We start from the raw sequence: 15,956 nt of genomic DNA, 5'->3' as shown, positions 1-15,956 counted from the left end.
TTCTCTGTGCTTTTGTTTGTATCAGATTTTGTTCTGCTGAAATTCCTTCACTTAGAGTTTGCTTTAAGCGAACAAAAAGGTTCCCAAATAAGAAGGCGTAGTGTAAAACCACTACGCTCTATAGTTATCTATGATAGATTAACTCAACGACATCATCGTGTTGTTTCACCTCTCTTAATGAGAATTTCTTTTCCTCAAGTGGTGCTTCAAAAAGCGGAATTCCTTCACCGAGAAGGATCGGCATAGTAAAGATTTTAAATTCGTCAATTAAATCTTTAGCTATGAATTCTTTTAAGAGGGAGGCCCCTCCTACAATCCAAATATCTTTACCTATTTGTTGTTTTAATTCTCTTATGAACGTTTCTGGAGATTCTTTGGTAAGCTGAACGTGTGCATTCCCCTCGTGTTGGGTTTTGGAGAAAACATAGTTAGTCTTGTCCTTATATGGAAATTCATCTACTAATTCTAAGACATGCTCATAAGTTTTCCGGCCCATCACAGTGGTATCGATGGTCTCGTAAAAGTCGTAATAGCCGAAATCACTGCCTCCTTCAAACTGATGCAGCCAATCGACATCACCGTTCTTGTCAGCAATATAGCCGTCTAAGCTCGTTGCGATATATAATATGACGTTTCGTGACATTGATTTTTCATCCTTTCTCATGTAAAGTCTGATTGCTTACAAGACATACTATAGCAAGAAATGGTGACAGATTTTGTCCTATTTGAAGAAAAGGAGTGGCAACATGTCTAAAACCTCTCGTTTATTCGAGATTATGATGTATATCAATAAGAAAAGAATCTTCACGGTCCAAGAGGTAGCAGATGAATTTGATCTCTCATCTCGAACTGTGAAGCGTTATATGGATGATTTGAGTGTCATGGGGCTTCCTCTTTATTCTGAACAGGGAAGAGGAGGAGGATACCGGATTCTTGATCATAATTGGGCGTCACCAGTTCTTTTTACGAAAGCGGAATCTGTCTCGCTATTCTTTGCTTTTCAGTCCTTGTCTCATTTTAGTTCCCTTCCATTCCGAGCAGAGGTTAAGAATTCTTTACATAAACTGTATAACCATCTGACTGCTGATGCGAAGGCAAAAGTTGATTCGATCGAGAACCACGTACGCTTTTATTCCCCCAACCGTAATGTAGAAACACCCTTTCTTGAAGACATTCTCGACTGTAGTATTAAGAAGGAGCGGATCCGGATTGACTATCAATCAAAAGGGCGAGATAAAACGTATGAGGTGTTTCCGCTTGGGATTTTTGCGCAAGATGGCCTTTGGTATGTACCTTCTTTCTCCTATGAGAAAGAAAAGATCATTCTGCTTCGTGCGGACCGGATCCTTTCTATCGAATCAGTTAGTGTAGATAGGGAGCGGAATATGGATTTAAAGGATTTCTTCGCTTACACGCCTCAATATAATCAAACAACATTGCGCGTCTTTCTATCAAGAGAAGGAGCTAGACAGTGTAGCGGGAATGCTGTTTTTCAAAATCATGTTAAAAAAGTAGATGAAGAAACTTGGATACTTGAGATGGAAGGGCCTATAGAAGAGCTATTGTTCCAAGCTCCTTTCTTCTTTCGGTTAGGGAAGGATGCGAAGGTCGTGAAGCCTCAAGCGTTAATCGATCACCTTACGTCCCATGCTAAAGAAATCCTTTCTCACTATGAGTGAAAACAGGGAATTGATTGCTAAAGATAAGTGTGCTAACATTATGATAATTAATGTGAGGAGGTGAATGAAGATATGGTACACGCTTTAATGAGCACGATTGATTGTCAATTATTATATATCCATCGTGCGCAAACTCATGGTTTTGTTGCTGACGGGACACGTATGTCCTTTTTTAGTAACAGAATATGAGCACTGCGTGTGGGTATAACTTCATTCAACCTATAGTCGGATTGAGAAACCACACGAGGAGTGTGGTTTCTTTTGTATAGATGAAGTATGTGCATCCCCCTTGAGAAACCACTCTCAAGGGGTTTTTTATTTTCTATTATAAATAATCGGAGGAAATCATTATGTTCGTAACAATGAAAGATATCAAGAAGATTGTAAGTGGAGATCTATTATTTGAAGGGATAGACTTTGAAATTCATGAAGGAGATAAAGTAGGCCTTGTTGGGCGTAATGGAACAGGGAAATCAACGCTCTTTAAACTGATTTCCGGAATCGATCAGCCAGATGGTGGAGAGCGCTTTGTTAAGAAGCAGGCTACAATTGGTTATTTGGAACAAGTGCCAGGTTTTAAGGATGGCACGGTACAGGAGTATTTGAAAGATAGCTTTACGGAGTTACTCGCTTTAGAGAAAAGGATGGTTGAACTTGAGGAAATGATGAAGCATCCAGAACAATTGGAGAAAGTCATGGAACAATATGGTATCCTCCAAGAACAATACGCTCGCTTGGGAGGATATGAGCTTCAGTCCACAATTGAGAGAGTCACTCATGGGCTTGGACTAGATGGGTTCTTAGATGCTTCTTTTGAAAGCTTAAGCGGGGGCGAACAAACAAAGGTTGGGTTAGCCCGCCTCTTATTGCAACAACCTGACGTCCTTCTTTTGGATGAGCCGACAAACCATTTGGATCTTGAAGCAATCGAGTGGCTAGAAGGTTATATTCAGGAATACAAAGGGGCGATTTGGATCATCTCACACGATCGAACCTTTCTAGATCATACGGTTACGAGAATTATGGATTTGGAGCAAGGGGAACTGCTTCAATATGAAGGAAACTTCTCCTCATTTGTGAATCAGAAAGAAGAGTATCTGTTAGCAGAGTTTAAGGCTTACCAAGAACAGCAAAAGAAGATTAAGAAGATGAAAGAGGGGATTAAGCGTTTGCGTCAGTGGGCGAATGAAGCCAATCCCCCTAGTGAGAAGTTATTTCGTAAAGCCAAAAGCATGGAGAAGGCATTGGAGAAGATGGAGAAGAAAGAGAAACCTTTACTCGATGGGAAGCGCATGGGATTAAGTCTCGAGGCGAATGAACGAAGCGGGAATGATGTGCTAGTTGCTGACGCGGTACGGAAGCAGTACGTGGACCGACATGTGTTAGCAGGAGTTAGTCTTCACCTCCGTTATCAGGAACGTGTTGCGATTGTTGGGCGAAACGGAAGCGGCAAGACGACGCTTCTCCGATTACTGATGGAACAAGAGACTCCAGACCATGGAAGTGTCAAAGTCGGGAGTGGAATTCGCCTTGGTTATTTACCCCAGCATCCACTAAAGGAAGTGGATGGGAACTTGCGTATGATTGATTACTTCAGGGATCAAATATCTGTTGCAGAGGGGCAGGCTCGTCATATCTTAGCAGGCTTTATGTTCTTTGGGTATGCCGTGTTCAGGAAGATCGGACAGCTCAGCGGAGGAGAACAAATGCGTGTAAAGCTCGCCATTTTCATGCATCAGGGGGTGAACCTGCTGGTATTGGATGAGCCGACCAATCACCTGGATATTGAATCACAAGAAGTGTTAGAAGATGCGCTCCACCATTTTAATGGAACAGTGCTTGCTGTTTCGCATGACCGCTATTTCCTCAATCGTTGTTTTGATGAATGTGCATTTCTGGAGGAAGGGAAGTTGTACAGGTTCCATCGATCTTTCGATGAGGCGCGTGTGAAGCACGAGGAGAAGAGGTTCGGAAAGGAAATGGATAAGAAACAAAAGAAGCCAAGGAGGACTCAGGAAAAGAAGGCGAATGCAACTACTGATTTTGAAAGCATCATTGAATCATTAGAGAACGAACTGACCGCTTTAACAGAAAAGATGGCGGCTTCAGAGGACGTTGAGGTACTGATGGAGTTGCAGCAAGAAAAACAAACGCTAGAAAGCACGATAGAAGAGAAGTATGAGGAATGGTTGGGAAGTTGAATCGTTCCAACCATAAAAATAGAGAGAAAGAGGTAGATCATTATGAGTCAGGATTCCATGAAAGAAATATGGGATCGTTATAAGAAGGACAACCCAGAAGCACCAGAGAGCTATGAGGCCTGGGCATTTGGCGACTCAAAGGAGATGGCAGATGAACTAGCTGAATTGGTCGTAAAGGGTACCAAGACAGCAACAGCTTCAAATTATATGGCTTATGAAGAATCTGAACCGTTACCCTATGTTGGTCTTCACAATATCATTCTTGATGGAGATGGAAGAGCTGTAGCGATTGTTGAAACGACTTCTGTTAAGATTGTTCCTTTTAATGAAGTAACGGCAGAACACGCTTATTTAGAAGGGGAAGGTGACCGAAGTTTGGAGTTTTGGCGTAAGGAGCATGAGCGGTTTTTCAGGAAGGAATTAGAAGAAATCGATCAAGTATTTCATGATCAAATCCCTGTTGTATGTGAGAGATTTAGGTTGCTTAAATGATAGAGACAAGAAAAACGCTTGGTTTTCCAAGCGTTTTCTTTATGAGATGATTCATCTCTTAATATATACATTAAATCTTTAGCACTTAATGTGTTGTTTCCAATCATACTCTTTCCCAAAATAAGAGCTGGCTACGGTTTCCTGGCATGTCTTGATTGCCGCAGCAACTTTTTGGTCGTAGGCAGAATTATCCACATTATCTTTAATGTCTTCAAGTTCATTTAAAACAGTAATGATAGTTACATCTTCATTTACCTCAACCTCGTTTACCATCGTATTTTCACTAGAAGGATTACGAATCTCTCTAAACATTAAACTGATCCCTGCTGTTGCTACAAGAATTATTCCGCAGTAAAGAAATAAAAGAGCGGGTGATATGATCCCTAACAGCCAACCTACCGCAAGAAACGTAATAGGTTGAATCCCTGTTGAACCTAAAAGTTGGAGACTCATGACTCTTCCAAGTGCTTGGGGAGGAGCGTGGACTTGTATTAACGTAACGGATAGGACGTTAAGCATGCCCACACATATTCCACTTAAGAATAAGAAGAGGGAAGTGATGTATAAATATTCTGGAGTAAAGCCTACAAACGACCAGAAAACTCCTAGGAATATTGCGATTACCATCGTCGAAATCCCTTTTGATTTCAAATCCTTGAAAAACCCTATAATAAATACTCCTATTAATGTTCCTAATCCTAGAGAAGACATTAAGAAGCCAAGGTGTTCCGCGCCTCCATCTGGAATTTGTTTAGCAATATACGGTAAGCCTATTTGCTGAGGTCCTATTATGCTTAAATTTAATAGAGCAGAAATAACGACAAGCATGAGTAACAATTTGTTTTTGTTTATAATTTTAAAGCCATCTACGACATCTTTGGTCAGATTTATTAGACTTAACTTTGAATCATGAAGAGTGTTTTCATCGTTCTTCTGGGGAGAGAGATTAGTTAAGAGAAAACTACACAATAAACTTATACTAAAAAATAGTGTCATAGTCGCATACACAGTTGGGACCCCAAAAGCTGAAATGAGCGTACCGGCTAAAGCGGGGCCAAAAGTATTCGACAATTGCATGCTTAATTGGGAAAAAGAGTTCGCTGGTTGTAAGTAATCGTTGGGTACTAGTTTAGGAATTAATGCAAAAGAAGTAGGGAGAAACAGGGCTGATGATATACCGAAGAATATAGAAAATAATACTAGCATCCATGTATGTATAGGTAAAAAGAACAAAAGGATCGTAAAGATGGTTGTACTTCCCACTAATATGGAGATGTTTGTAATGAGTAATTTTTTAGGACTTATGCGATCGAACAAAACACCACCTAAAGGAACTAATATTAAGCGGGGGACAGCAGTAATCGTTAATAATCCACCTAAAATCATTGTGGAATCTGTTACGTCTAATGTAATCCAAGATAAGGATATAAAGTAAAATTGCATAGCAAGTAAGGTGAAAACTTGGAGGAACCAAAAGCTTCTGAAGTTAGAGATCTTTAATAACTGAACAAAAGCAGCATTCTTAATCATGAGCCCTCATCCCCTTTACTAATAGTTTCAATTGATTATATAGCCGATTTAATTCTCCAAGCGTTGGCTGGTAATTCCTCGCAACCCAAAACTGCACTTGTCCATCCACATAGGACCAGAAAATTTGTGCCATCGTATTAGAGTCAACTTGAGGGTCAAACTCATTATTCCGTTTGCCAAGGTCAATAATGTCCGTGAAATATTGTTCTGTTACCGAATAACTTTCTAGTAATTTTTCTCTGTATTCAGGTTTTTTACTCGATTCAAGCCAAAACTCAAACGTAAGTTTAGTGGATACATAGTCTAGCTTTTCCCATGAGAAAATGATGCTTTTCCACTGTTCTAAAAGTTGGCTGTATGCACTTTGCTCATGGTTCACTTGACTTAAGTAGTATGGTTTTTGGTTAAGGATATATTCGAGAATGAAAATAAAAAGGTCTTCTTTACTGTAAAAGTATGCATAGACCCCGCCCTTACTTAACCCTGTATAAGATGAAATGATATTCATTGATGTCCCGTGATACCCATGATCTTTAAAAGCCTCTAATGATTTTTCAGCGATTTTCTTTTTGTTTTCTTCTTTTTGTTCCATAGAGATTCTTGGCATAAGGTAAAACACTCCTTTTTAAAAACGACCGGTCGTTTTTTGTTTTATTATAACAGAAATTTATGGAAATGAAACTCTTAATTATTGTTGATATTATTCACTCCCTTATAGCCTAATAAAAACCGTCAGACTCTACTAGTCTGACGGTTTTATGTATTACGCTCTCTCGAATTGTCCGGATCATAATCTACATACAAGAAGATATCATTTACAATATGAATCGGGTTTTGATCCTTGTTTGCAATAATCCAACGAAACCTTTTCTTTTCATTCGTTAGTTTCGTTACTTCTTCCGCCGTTATATCGTTCGGCAATGGTTGTGTGACCGTGAACGTATAGTTGTGTTCTGTGTCACCTTCTTGAATGACGGGCCCTTTGACCTCTCTAATTCCTTTTAAAGGTGGTTTCTTCACTCGTTTGGGATTTGCCAATGAGATTCTATTTCTCATATCCACTACATACAATTTCACTAACTTGTCTGCAAAAAGGAGGTATGGAATGGATGAGAAAATAGGGTGGGGTCTTTTCCTTGGGAGGTTGGTGCTTGGCGTTATTATGGTCGCTCACGGTTGCCAGAAGCTCGGACATATGGAGGATGCTGTTCAACTATTTCATAGAATGGGGCAACCTGCTTGGTTAGCTTATGTGACGGCGATTATTGAGACGGGAGGAGGACTTTTACTAGTTGTGGGACTATTTGTTGTGCCAGCTGCTATGCTACTTGGACTGACTATGATCGGAGCGATCGTGCTCGTACATCTTCCTCAAGGGTTAATCGGAGGTTTCGAATTCCCGCTTGCACTATTAGGAATCTCGATGATTTTGGCTATGACGGGGAGTGATAAATTATCTTTGGCAGAGATATTCAAAAATAGAAAAGAGACGTAAATCAGAACGGGGGACTCGTTCTGATTTTTTATGGAGAGACATAGTTGTTAGACTTTTCTTATTTTACAGATATTTGATTGTCCTTTATACTACTTTCATGTTCTAATCTAATACACCGAGAGGAGATGCAGCATGGACCAGCAAATTGAGAAACAGATCAGACAAAACTTTGAACACTTACACGAAAACGGGGAGGTTAGCTGGGAGGAATATAAAACGACAAAATATATTGAAGAAATATTAGAGAGTTATGGATGTGAAACAGAGACCTTCCAAGAGTGTCCTGGTGTTGTAGGGAAGTATGGAAATTTTGATGGGACGGTTCCTGTTGTCGCATTAAGAGCAGATATCGATGCGTTATGGCAAGAGGTAAATGGGACGCCGTGTGCGAACCATTCTTGTGGGCATGACTCCCATATGGCGATGGTGCTTGGTGTTCTGTATGTTTTACATAGTTTAAAAGACATTAAAAATCAGGTAGCGGTCAAGTTTATCTTTCAACCTGCTGAAGAGAAGGCAGCTGGTGCGTTAAAAATGGTCGAGCTTGGTGTGATAGAAGAGGTTGATTATTTATTTGGTGTTCATTTACGACCTGGAGCGGAAGTGGCCGATGGATTCGCGACTCCGATGATCGGGCACGGTGCGACAAAGCTGATGGAGATCGAAATTGACGGAGAGGACGCACACGGGGCCAGACCACATTTAACACATAATGCGGTTAATGTAGGAACGCAGCTTGTTCAAGCTATTAATCAAATCCGCATGAATCCAAGCGTCCCCCATTCTGTAAAAGTGACCAAATTTCATGCCGGAGGGCCGAATACAAATATCATACCAGGTAAAGCATCCCTTTCCCTTGACTTAAGAGCCCAGACAAATGAGGTTATGGAAGAGTTAGAGGAACAAGTCGATCACATTTTTAAAACGATTGAGTTTCAGTATGGTACGAAGATAACCGTAGGTGCGATCAACCAGATTGCAGCCGCCAGAACAAATGACGAGGCTATTACAGTTATGAAAGGTGCCATTGAATCGGAGCTAGGTGAAGCGTACACGCTTGAACCAACCGTAACTCCAGGAGGAGACGATTTCCACTTCTATACGATTAAGAAGCCAGAATTGAAAGCCACGATGTTAGGCCTAGGCTGTGACTTGAAGCCTGGGCTTCATCATCCTCAAATGACGTTTAATCAAGACCGTATGCTGGATGGAACGAAGATTCTGACACAAGCCGTATTAGGGGTATATGACATTCGGGCGGAGCTCTCTAAGCTTACAAACTAATATAACAAGCAGTAAAGACCGTCTTTCTACTGGACGGTCTTTCTTTTGTCTGATTTTTCTTCCTTTTTTGCTTGTGGTAAAAATACCCATCATGTAGAGTGATAGTGAGGTAGAATTTACATATTGGTGGCGATCCATGTGAATGAAGAAAATCAGAATCATTTCGATATCTATTTGTTGCTAGCCATTTTTTCTTTAATGGCTGTAAGTTGCGTGACCCTCGTCAACACAGGATTAGGAACATCTTTCTTCTTGAAGCAACTTGTTTGGTTTGTTTTGAGCTTAATCATTGTAGCAGTCATCTGTTTCAGTGATTTCTACCAAATTCGAAAAATAACTCCATATTTGTATGGAGCGGGGCTTCTCGCGTTAGTAGGGGTCATCGTAGCACCAGAATCCATCGCACCTATGCGAAATGGAGCAAAATCCTGGTTTGTTATCCAAGACCGAATCTCGATTCAACCCTCTGAGTTTATGAAAGTATTTTTGATCTTGATGCTTGCCGTAACCATCGCAAGGCATGCGGAGAAACATGCGGTTGGCTTAGTACCGATGGATTTGTTTCTATTGTGTAAGCTAGCCCTTGTAGCAACTTTTCCTATAGGCCTAACCCTTTTGCAAAATGACTTCGGTACCTCACTGGTTATGCTTGTCATTTTAGCTAGTCTCGTATTTGTATCAGGGATCAGCTGGAAGATTATTATTCCAATTGTCACAACAGCTGTTCTGATCGTAGCAGCTCTTGTAGGCATCTTCCTATACAATGCAAAGCTATTGTTAATCTTTCTCGATGAGTATCAATTAAATCGAATCTACTCCTGGCTTGATCCGTCAGGAAACGCTGCAGACATTGGCTACCAGCTAAAGCAATCGCTCCTAACAGTAGGCTCTGGAATGCTATTTGGAAATGAAGAAGGAGTCCCAGTGCCAGAAGTAGAAACTGACTTTATCTTCTCGCTCGTTGCTGGAAGATACGGATATATCGGTGGAAGCTTACTGATCATGCTGTACTTCGTAGTCATCTTTCGCATCGTACGCATCTCCATCTACAACGCAGAACATCCTTTCGAATCCTTACTATGCGTTGGCGTAATCGGCTGGCTCTCCTTCCACGTATTCCAAAACGTAGGGATGGTCATCGGCCTCCTCCCCATCACAGGAATCCCATTACCCCTACTAAGCTACGGAGGAAGCTCTGTCCTAGCCATGATGATCGGACTAGGGTTGGTTTTAAATGTGTCCCTTAAGACGAAGGATTTTATGTTTTCAGATTAAAGAGATGTGATTCCCTTATAAACTATGTAAAACGGAGGTATGGAATGGAGTTTTTACATATTTTCAATGAAATCGTCGATATCGCCCATCGTGACTATGCAGGATGGAAAGACAAACAAGGCTTTGATGACCCAGAGCCATTCCGAAAAGTCTTGCAGAAATCAAACTTGAGCAAAGAAGAGTTCGGAGAATTAGTCCAAGACTACTTACTAGCCTTTAACGACCATCATTTCTACTTTACTGCAGAAGGAGAAAGCGCCTGGGATCGTGGCTTCCGTGTCAGAAGGTATGAAGACCGCTTATACGTAACGGAAGTTAAAGAGGATGACCGTTTACAAGTAGGCCAAGCCATCATCTCCGTTAACCGTATTCCAATACCAGAGCTCGTTCAATCTCATTCACTTGAACTTCGTGAGAAAGGAGCAGAACGGGAACGATGGAAACGCCTGTTAGAGAAATACCGAACGATTGAAGTAGAAGACAAGCAGGGAGCGATTTATAGTATCGAGATGAAGCGTCATAAGAAAAGACCTTATCAGCCCACGCATTCCTTAGAGGTACTCAATGAAGAGACTCTTTTGATGAAGCTGACGGACTTTATCACTCCAGAACCCATCAATGATCTGATTCAAGAAAATGAATCTCTCTTAAACACCTACCCGAACTTAATCTTAGATCTCAGGAATAACGGGGGAGGTAGTGACTCAGCCTTTTACAGACTTGCGCCTTACTTATTCCCTGAAGGAAGAACAGCAATTACCCCAGAAGAGGGTGACTACATGTGGTATAACTGTACCCATGAGAATGCAGAGCGGGTTTTTAAGGAGTATAAAGATTTCCGTCAACAAACTGATGACCCTCAGTGGCTTGAAGTCTTATCATTGGTAGAAAGCGAATGGAAGAAGCATAAAGGGGAAGGGTTTGTTCGGTTTGATTTATCGGCTCTTGAAGAAACGTTTGTGATAGAAGGGTTCGTAAATCCGAAGCAGATTGTTCTGTTAACCGATATCTCAACGATCAGTTCAGCCGAATCTATTGTTGATGTGGCGAAACATTCCGAAATCATCACTACGATGGGGAGAAGTACCCTTGGTGTGAATGACTATGCGAACTTGATTACAGCGTCATGGGGAGACCAATTCCACCTCTCGATCCCGACGACGAAGCTTTCTAGGGTGGACCAGGGAATAGGGATGAACGGGGTAGGCATTGAGCCTGATATTCATATTCCTTGGTCGCCTGCTCATTTGGAACGAGATGTTGATGTTGAAGAAGCGTTGAGCTATTTTAAGAGCATGAAGGAAAACGAAAGAAGGTAAGGGCAATGAGGAAACATCAAACGAGTACAATCCTTGCGCTAATGATTCTAGTACTAGCTGCCTGTAGTAATGATTCTGGAGCTCAATCTCAGGACGAGCCTTCAAATGACACGACTATTCAAACTCAGAATGAGGAAGATGGATTAGAAACAAGCGACAATACCACTTCGACAGACTCCAACGGAACAAGTGATGAAGAAACAGAAGAAGATGAAGAACTAGAAAGTATGAAGACCAAATATCTCACTGAATTAAACAAAATGAACGACGCAGACCATATGGCGGAAGCTAAAACAACCATGGTCGAGATGGAGAAGCAAGAACAAGCGAGATATGAAAAGTGGGATAAGAAGTTGAATGAAATTTATGGAGTACTAGAGGAGCAACTTTCTCAAGAGGAGATGGACCAATTAAGAGAAAAACAGCGTAAATGGATTCGTTACCGAGACGAAGCTGCAAAAGAAGCTTCCCTGAAATATGAAGGGGGTTCTACAGAGCGATTAGAATATGTAGCTACAGAAGCCAGTTTAACAAGGGAAAGATGCTTTGAACTGGTGGCCCATTATATGTAGAAATTGCCGCATGGTTTTGAGTGAACGTAAATTCCTGATTGTGGTAAACTAAATGGAGGAGGTGACGATTCGTTGAGCCGTACCAAAAGAAAAGCGCATAAGGATTCTTTCCTTATGTATCTCGATGTGTTCATTGAGGTGCTCTTGTATGCCCCCAAACTACTCGGGAAAATGGTAAATTGGATCGTGGAAGCAGTCTGATGGCTGCTTCCCTCTTCTCTTTCCCCCTCATCTTTATTTCCTTCCCCTTGCCTTCTCTATCATCTCATAGTACAGTTGTGTTTCGTTGAAAGGAGTGGAGACCATGACGCGAGTGGTCATCTTAGCCGAGAAGCCGTCACAAGCGAAAGCCTACGCTGACGCATTTCAAATTAAAGAAAAAACCAAAACATACATTGAACTAAAACCAGATAGCACCTTCCCGGAAGGAGCTACGATTACATGGGGCATTGGTCACCTGGTTGAATTAAAAGAACCCCATGATTACAAACCAGAATGGAAGAAATGGAAGCTTGATCAGCTACCGATCGTGCCAGACCAATTTTACGAGAAAGTTGCAAGCGGCAAATGGGAGCAATTTAAGGCTGTTAAGCAACTGTTCCAGAAAGCGGACGTCATTATAAATGGAGCTGACGTCGACCGTGAAGGCTCTAATATCTTTTATAGCATCCTGCGCCTGACTGGCGTGAAGGGGAAACCCGTTAAGCGGCTATGGATTAATTCTCTAGAGAAAGATGAGGTCCGAAAAGGCTTTAACCAGCTTCAAACGAATGAGAAGGATTTGCTCCTCTTTGATGAAGCAAAAGCTCGTCAGATTAGCGACTGGATGGTTGGAATCAATGCCAGCCGATTGTTTACAGTTCTGCTTCAAAAGAAAGGATTTTCAGGCTATCTATCGATTGGACGAGTTCAGTCTCCAACCGTGTATTTAATCTATCAAAGGCAAAAAGAGATTGAGAACTTTGTTTCTGAACCTTTCTATCAAATTGAAGGGCTTTTTAAAGCTGAAAAAGGGAGCTATAAAGGCTTAGCCAAGATTAAAGAGAAAGACAAAGCGAAAGTTCAGGCTCTTATGGACCAGCACGAATTGAAAGAGAAGGAAGACATTCAAGGGACCGTTCAAAGCGTGGATAAAAAGACGAAGCACCAGAAGTCACCAAAGCTTCACTCTTTGTCGACGTTACAAAGTGTGGCCAATAAGCGGTGGAAGTACAGCCCGTCCCAGGTGCTGAAGACGATGCAAAAGCTGTACGAGAAGCGTCTCGTGACCTATCCGCGTACAGATTGTAATTACATTACAGATAGCGAATTCTCATACTTGGTGAAGAACTTAGGTCGCTATCAGGAAGCAATGAACGTATCGTTTACCCCTGGCTCAACAAGACCAAGTAAACGTTACGTCGATAGCAGCAAAGTCCAAGAACACTATGCCATCATCCCGACCAAAACCGTACCGACTCAAAACAAGATCAACGGACTAAGCCGGGAAGAGAAAAACATTTATAGTGAAATCATGTTGAACACGCTCGCCATGTTCCATGAAGATTATGTGTATGAAGAAACGACCATTATGACGGATGTAAAAGGTCTAGCATTCAAATCAACAGGCCGTACGGAAGTGAAGCGTGGCTGGAAGGAACTCTTCCCGCAGCCTACTAAGTCCAAGCAGGAGAAAGATGCACTATTACCTGAAGTGAAAAACGGGGAAGAAGTAGGGGCCCGCGTTCATATCAAGGAAAGTATGACGCAGCCGCCAAAGCCATACACAGAAGGTCAATTGATTAATATGATGAAAACGTGCGGGAAGCTTATTGATAACGAAGAAGATGTCGAGATCCTAAAAGAAGTCGAAGGACTCGGCACAGAAGCAACTCGCTCTGGTATCATTGAAACGATCAAAGCTCAGAAGTATATCGAAGTAAAGAAAAACGTGGTTTATGTGACGGAGAAGGGGATCACCTTATGTGAAGCGATTGAAGGAACCCTTCTATCGAGTCCTGCGATGACCGCTAAATGGGAATCCTATCTGAAGAAGATTGGAAATGGACAAGGATCTAAACAAACCTTTATTAAACAAACGAATCAGTTCATTTACAAACTTATTGAAGAAACCCCTGCATCCATTGAGAAAGTTCAAGTTCGTGATACGGGAGAGAGCAATAAGAAGAAATACAACACCCCGATTGCCAAATGCCCAGCCTGTCCAACAGGGTCGATCGTGGACCGCTATAAATTTTATGGCTGTTCTGCTTATAAGGAAGGGTGTAAAGTATCCTTCCCGAAAAAACTTGCAGGGAAGACGTTAACTCAGAATATGATTAAAACGCTCTGCGAGAAAAAGCAGACGAAAGTGCTGAAAGGATTTAAGGGGAAGAAGCCGTTTAGCACGGCCCTTAAGTTGGATCAGGAATATAAGATTAAGTTTGATTTTGAGAAGAAAGCTTAAATGTGAACTTTTTTAAGTAGGTCATAGAGCAGATATCCTTTTAGGGGTGTCTGCTTTTTTTATTGAATGTTGGCGTGAGCATGTCGCTTATATAAGCCACATGCTCACTTCTTTCCATTGACAAATTCCGCATGTCCCCTTTAGAATATAGCTACAATACTTTACTGATTAAAAGCATAAAAGCATAAAAGTGCTAAAGTGTTATGCTAAGCTTTGAGAGGATGAGAGATTATGAGACGAGAACCCCGCATATGGCAAGCGCTACTACCACTGATTGCTCTAATAGGAGCAGCTGCTTGTTCGATATTCTTCTGGAAGGTAGGGATGTACATACCCTTTGTCATCGGTATCGTGACTTCCGCCCTTGTAGGGAAACGTCTTGGATATAGCTGGAATGAACTGCAGCAGTTCTTAACAAGCGGCGTTTCAAAAGCATTACCCGCTATTTTTATATTACTTATTATAGGGACCATTGTGGGTACATGGATTCTTAGTGGGACCATTCCAACGTTAATTTACTATGGTCTTGAACTGATCCAACCTAACTTTTTCTTACCAACGGTTGTTATTACATCTGGAATTGTGGCAATTACACTTGGCAGTTCCTTTACCTCTATTGCCACCATCGGCTTGGCTTTTATGGCGATTGGAACAAGCTTAGGGTTTACACCTGCTCATATTGCAGGCGCTATTATTTCAGGAGCTTTCTTTGGAGACAAGCTTTCTCCGCTTTCTGATACAACGAATATCGCCCCGGCTATGGTCGATGTTAATTTGTTTGACCATGTTAAGCACATGATGTGGGATACGATTCCTGCTTTTATTCTGACAGTCATTGCTTTTTGGATCCTGGGATTAAACACGACTGCCGGAGAGTTTAATACAACTCAAATTGAGACCATTCTAAATGGACTGGACAACGTATTTGTCATCCATCCATTGCTTTTACTCCTACCCGTTGTCACGATTGTCTTAATGATCCGTCGAATACCAGCCATCCCTGCACTCGTTATGGTAAGTGCACTGGGTGGACTTGTTGCGATGATCGTACAAGGCAACACGGTTTCAGAGGTTATGCAATCCATGACGAGTGGGTTTGCATCTGAAACTGGTAATGAAACGCTTGATAGCCTTCTTTCTAAGGGAGGAATCGATTCGATGCTTTCTACAGTAGCCCTTGTTGTCTTTGCCACATCGCTTGGTGGGATTATGGAGGGAATTCACGTGTTCGATGTTTTAATTCATCGATTGATCGAGAAGGTTCAGAGTACAGGTTCTTTAATTTCAACCACTCTACTATCCACTTTCTTTGTAAGTTTCGTTAGTGGAGCGATGTATTTAGCGATCATTCTTCCATCGAAAGCATTTCTTGGTGTATACCGGGAAAGAGGGATCTCAGCAACCAATTTATCTCGTAACGTAGAAGCTGCAGGGACTGTAGGGGTAACCCTTATCCCGTGGGGTGTACCAGCTGTATTTGCAAGTGGTTTAATGGATATCAGTCCTTATTCGTTTATTCCATTCATTTTCTTTGCCTACTTTGTTCTGCTGATTAACGTCATTTATGGCTACACAGGTTTTACAATTACAAAAGAAGAACCTGATGTGCCTGCTGAACACGAAGAGTTGGCCTATCCTAAAACGGTATAAGAGAGGTCGTTTC

15 protein-coding genes are annotated in these 15,956 nt (G+C 41.5%); 11 read left to right on the top strand and 4 right to left on the bottom strand.

The window, feature by feature from the left end:
* Window positions 1–124: 124 nt before the first annotated feature.
* The gene (locus tag LQ226_RS06340) at window positions 125–643 is read right to left on the bottom strand and encodes a dihydrofolate reductase family protein (protein WP_231417007.1); all 519 of its coding nucleotides are present in this window, start codon (window positions 641–643) and stop codon (window positions 125–127) included.
* 103 nt (window positions 644–746) lie between these two features.
* Here LQ226_RS06340 and LQ226_RS06335 point away from each other — a divergent pair, with 103 nt between their 5' ends.
* From LQ226_RS06335 to LQ226_RS06325, 4 genes are all read left to right on the top strand, one after another.
* A complete protein-coding gene (locus LQ226_RS06335) occupies window positions 747–1,679 on the top strand; it encodes a helix-turn-helix transcriptional regulator (protein ID WP_231417006.1) in 933 nt (310 codons plus the stop codon).
* 72 nt (window positions 1,680–1,751) lie between these two features.
* Window positions 1,752–1,868 (top strand): RAxF-45 family protein, encoded by a 117-nt coding sequence (locus LQ226_RS21120; RefSeq protein WP_354665907.1) that lies wholly within the window; start codon window positions 1,752–1,754, stop codon window positions 1,866–1,868.
* A 161-nt stretch (window positions 1,869–2,029) separates the two neighbouring features.
* A complete protein-coding gene (gene abc-f / locus LQ226_RS06330) occupies window positions 2,030–3,880 on the top strand; it encodes a ribosomal protection-like ABC-F family protein (RefSeq protein ID WP_231417005.1) in 1,851 nt (616 codons plus the stop codon).
* A gap of 57 nt (window positions 3,881–3,937) precedes the next feature.
* The gene (locus LQ226_RS06325) at window positions 3,938–4,372 is read left to right on the top strand and encodes an ASCH domain-containing protein (protein ID WP_370635447.1); all 435 of its coding nucleotides are present in this window, start codon (window positions 3,938–3,940) and stop codon (window positions 4,370–4,372) included.
* A 78-nt stretch (window positions 4,373–4,450) separates the two neighbouring features.
* Here the strand turns inward: LQ226_RS06325 and LQ226_RS06320 are convergent, their stop codons facing one another.
* The 3 genes from LQ226_RS06320 to LQ226_RS06310 all read right to left on the bottom strand — a co-directional run bounded on the left by LQ226_RS06320 (window position 4,451) and on the right by LQ226_RS06310 (window position 6,922).
* Entirely contained in the window at window positions 4,451–5,902 is a 1,452-nt protein-coding gene (locus LQ226_RS06320) for an MFS transporter (protein ID WP_231417003.1), read from the bottom strand.
* Window positions 5,895–6,494 carry a TetR/AcrR family transcriptional regulator gene (locus LQ226_RS06315; protein ID WP_231417002.1) on the bottom strand — a complete coding sequence of 200 codons (600 nt, stop codon included), beginning with the start codon at window positions 6,492–6,494 and terminating at the stop codon, window positions 5,895–5,897. The genes LQ226_RS06320 and LQ226_RS06315 overlap by 8 nt, the downstream gene beginning before the upstream one ends.
* 164 nt (window positions 6,495–6,658) lie before the next feature.
* The gene (locus tag LQ226_RS06310; protein ID WP_231417001.1) at window positions 6,659–6,922 is read right to left on the bottom strand and encodes a hypothetical protein; all 264 of its coding nucleotides are present in this window, start codon (window positions 6,920–6,922) and stop codon (window positions 6,659–6,661) included.
* 85 nt (window positions 6,923–7,007) lie between these two features.
* Between LQ226_RS06310 and LQ226_RS06305 the strand changes: the two genes are divergently transcribed.
* The 7 genes from LQ226_RS06305 (at window position 7,008) to nhaC (ending at window position 15,943) form a co-directional block, all read left to right on the top strand.
* Complete coding sequence (locus tag LQ226_RS06305; RefSeq protein WP_231417000.1) at window positions 7,008–7,397, top strand: DoxX family protein; 390 nt, start codon at window positions 7,008–7,010, stop codon at window positions 7,395–7,397.
* A gap of 132 nt (window positions 7,398–7,529) precedes the next feature.
* On the top strand, window positions 7,530–8,681 hold the full coding sequence (locus LQ226_RS06300; protein ID WP_231416999.1) for a M20 peptidase aminoacylase family protein: 1,152 nt from the start codon (window positions 7,530–7,532) through the stop codon (window positions 8,679–8,681).
* A 138-nt stretch (window positions 8,682–8,819) separates the two neighbouring features.
* The gene (locus LQ226_RS06295; protein WP_231416998.1) at window positions 8,820–9,956 is read left to right on the top strand and encodes an FtsW/RodA/SpoVE family cell cycle protein; all 1,137 of its coding nucleotides are present in this window, start codon (window positions 8,820–8,822) and stop codon (window positions 9,954–9,956) included.
* A gap of 44 nt (window positions 9,957–10,000) precedes the next feature.
* Window positions 10,001–11,275: a S41 family peptidase gene (locus LQ226_RS06290; protein ID WP_231416997.1), complete on the top strand. Its 1,275-nt coding sequence runs from the start codon at window positions 10,001–10,003 to the stop codon at window positions 11,273–11,275.
* 5 nt (window positions 11,276–11,280) lie between these two features.
* A complete protein-coding gene (locus tag LQ226_RS06285; protein WP_231416996.1) occupies window positions 11,281–11,847 on the top strand; it encodes a lysozyme inhibitor LprI family protein in 567 nt (188 codons plus the stop codon).
* A gap of 304 nt (window positions 11,848–12,151) precedes the next feature.
* Entirely contained in the window at window positions 12,152–14,293 is a 2,142-nt protein-coding gene (locus LQ226_RS06280; protein WP_231416995.1) for a type IA DNA topoisomerase, read from the top strand.
* Window positions 14,294–14,524: 231 nt separating this feature from the next.
* Complete coding sequence (gene nhaC, locus LQ226_RS06275; protein ID WP_231416994.1) at window positions 14,525–15,943, top strand: Na+/H+ antiporter NhaC; 1,419 nt, start codon at window positions 14,525–14,527, stop codon at window positions 15,941–15,943.
* Window positions 15,944–15,956: the final 13 nt, after the last annotated feature.

Source organism: Pontibacillus sp. HN14 (assembly GCF_021129245.1).
GTDB lineage: Bacteria > Bacillota > Bacilli > Bacillales > BH030062 > Pontibacillus.
Note: the sequence above shows the minus strand (reverse complement) of the source record. Positions and strands in the feature narration are given on the sequence as shown.

What these genes read in the sequence shown, in the direction of transcription:
- LQ226_RS06340 (WP_231417007.1), bottom strand. Translation starts at nt 643, where the DNA reads ATGTCACGAAACGTCATATTATATATCGCAACGAGCTTAGACGGCTAT.
- LQ226_RS06315 (WP_231417002.1), bottom strand. Translation starts at nt 6,494, where the DNA reads ATGGAACAAAAAGAAGAAAACAAAAAGAAAATCGCTGAAAAATCATTA.
- nhaC (WP_231416994.1), top strand. Translation starts at nt 14,525, where the DNA reads ATGAGACGAGAACCCCGCATATGGCAAGCGCTACTACCACTGATTGCT.
- LQ226_RS06320 (WP_231417003.1), bottom strand. Translation starts at nt 5,902, where the DNA reads ATGATTAAGAATGCTGCTTTTGTTCAGTTATTAAAGATCTCTAACTTC.
- LQ226_RS21120 (WP_354665907.1), top strand. Translation starts at nt 1,752, where the DNA reads ATGGTACACGCTTTAATGAGCACGATTGATTGTCAATTATTATATATC.
- LQ226_RS06280 (WP_231416995.1), top strand. Translation starts at nt 12,152, where the DNA reads ATGACGCGAGTGGTCATCTTAGCCGAGAAGCCGTCACAAGCGAAAGCC.
- abc-f (WP_231417005.1), top strand. Translation starts at nt 2,030, where the DNA reads ATGTTCGTAACAATGAAAGATATCAAGAAGATTGTAAGTGGAGATCTA.
- LQ226_RS06285 (WP_231416996.1), top strand. Translation starts at nt 11,281, where the DNA reads ATGAGGAAACATCAAACGAGTACAATCCTTGCGCTAATGATTCTAGTA.
- LQ226_RS06290 (WP_231416997.1), top strand. Translation starts at nt 10,001, where the DNA reads ATGGAGTTTTTACATATTTTCAATGAAATCGTCGATATCGCCCATCGT.
- LQ226_RS06335 (WP_231417006.1), top strand. Translation starts at nt 747, where the DNA reads ATGTCTAAAACCTCTCGTTTATTCGAGATTATGATGTATATCAATAAG.
- LQ226_RS06305 (WP_231417000.1), top strand. Translation starts at nt 7,008, where the DNA reads ATGGATGAGAAAATAGGGTGGGGTCTTTTCCTTGGGAGGTTGGTGCTT.
- LQ226_RS06300 (WP_231416999.1), top strand. Translation starts at nt 7,530, where the DNA reads ATGGACCAGCAAATTGAGAAACAGATCAGACAAAACTTTGAACACTTA.
- LQ226_RS06325 (WP_370635447.1), top strand. Translation starts at nt 3,938, where the DNA reads ATGAAAGAAATATGGGATCGTTATAAGAAGGACAACCCAGAAGCACCA.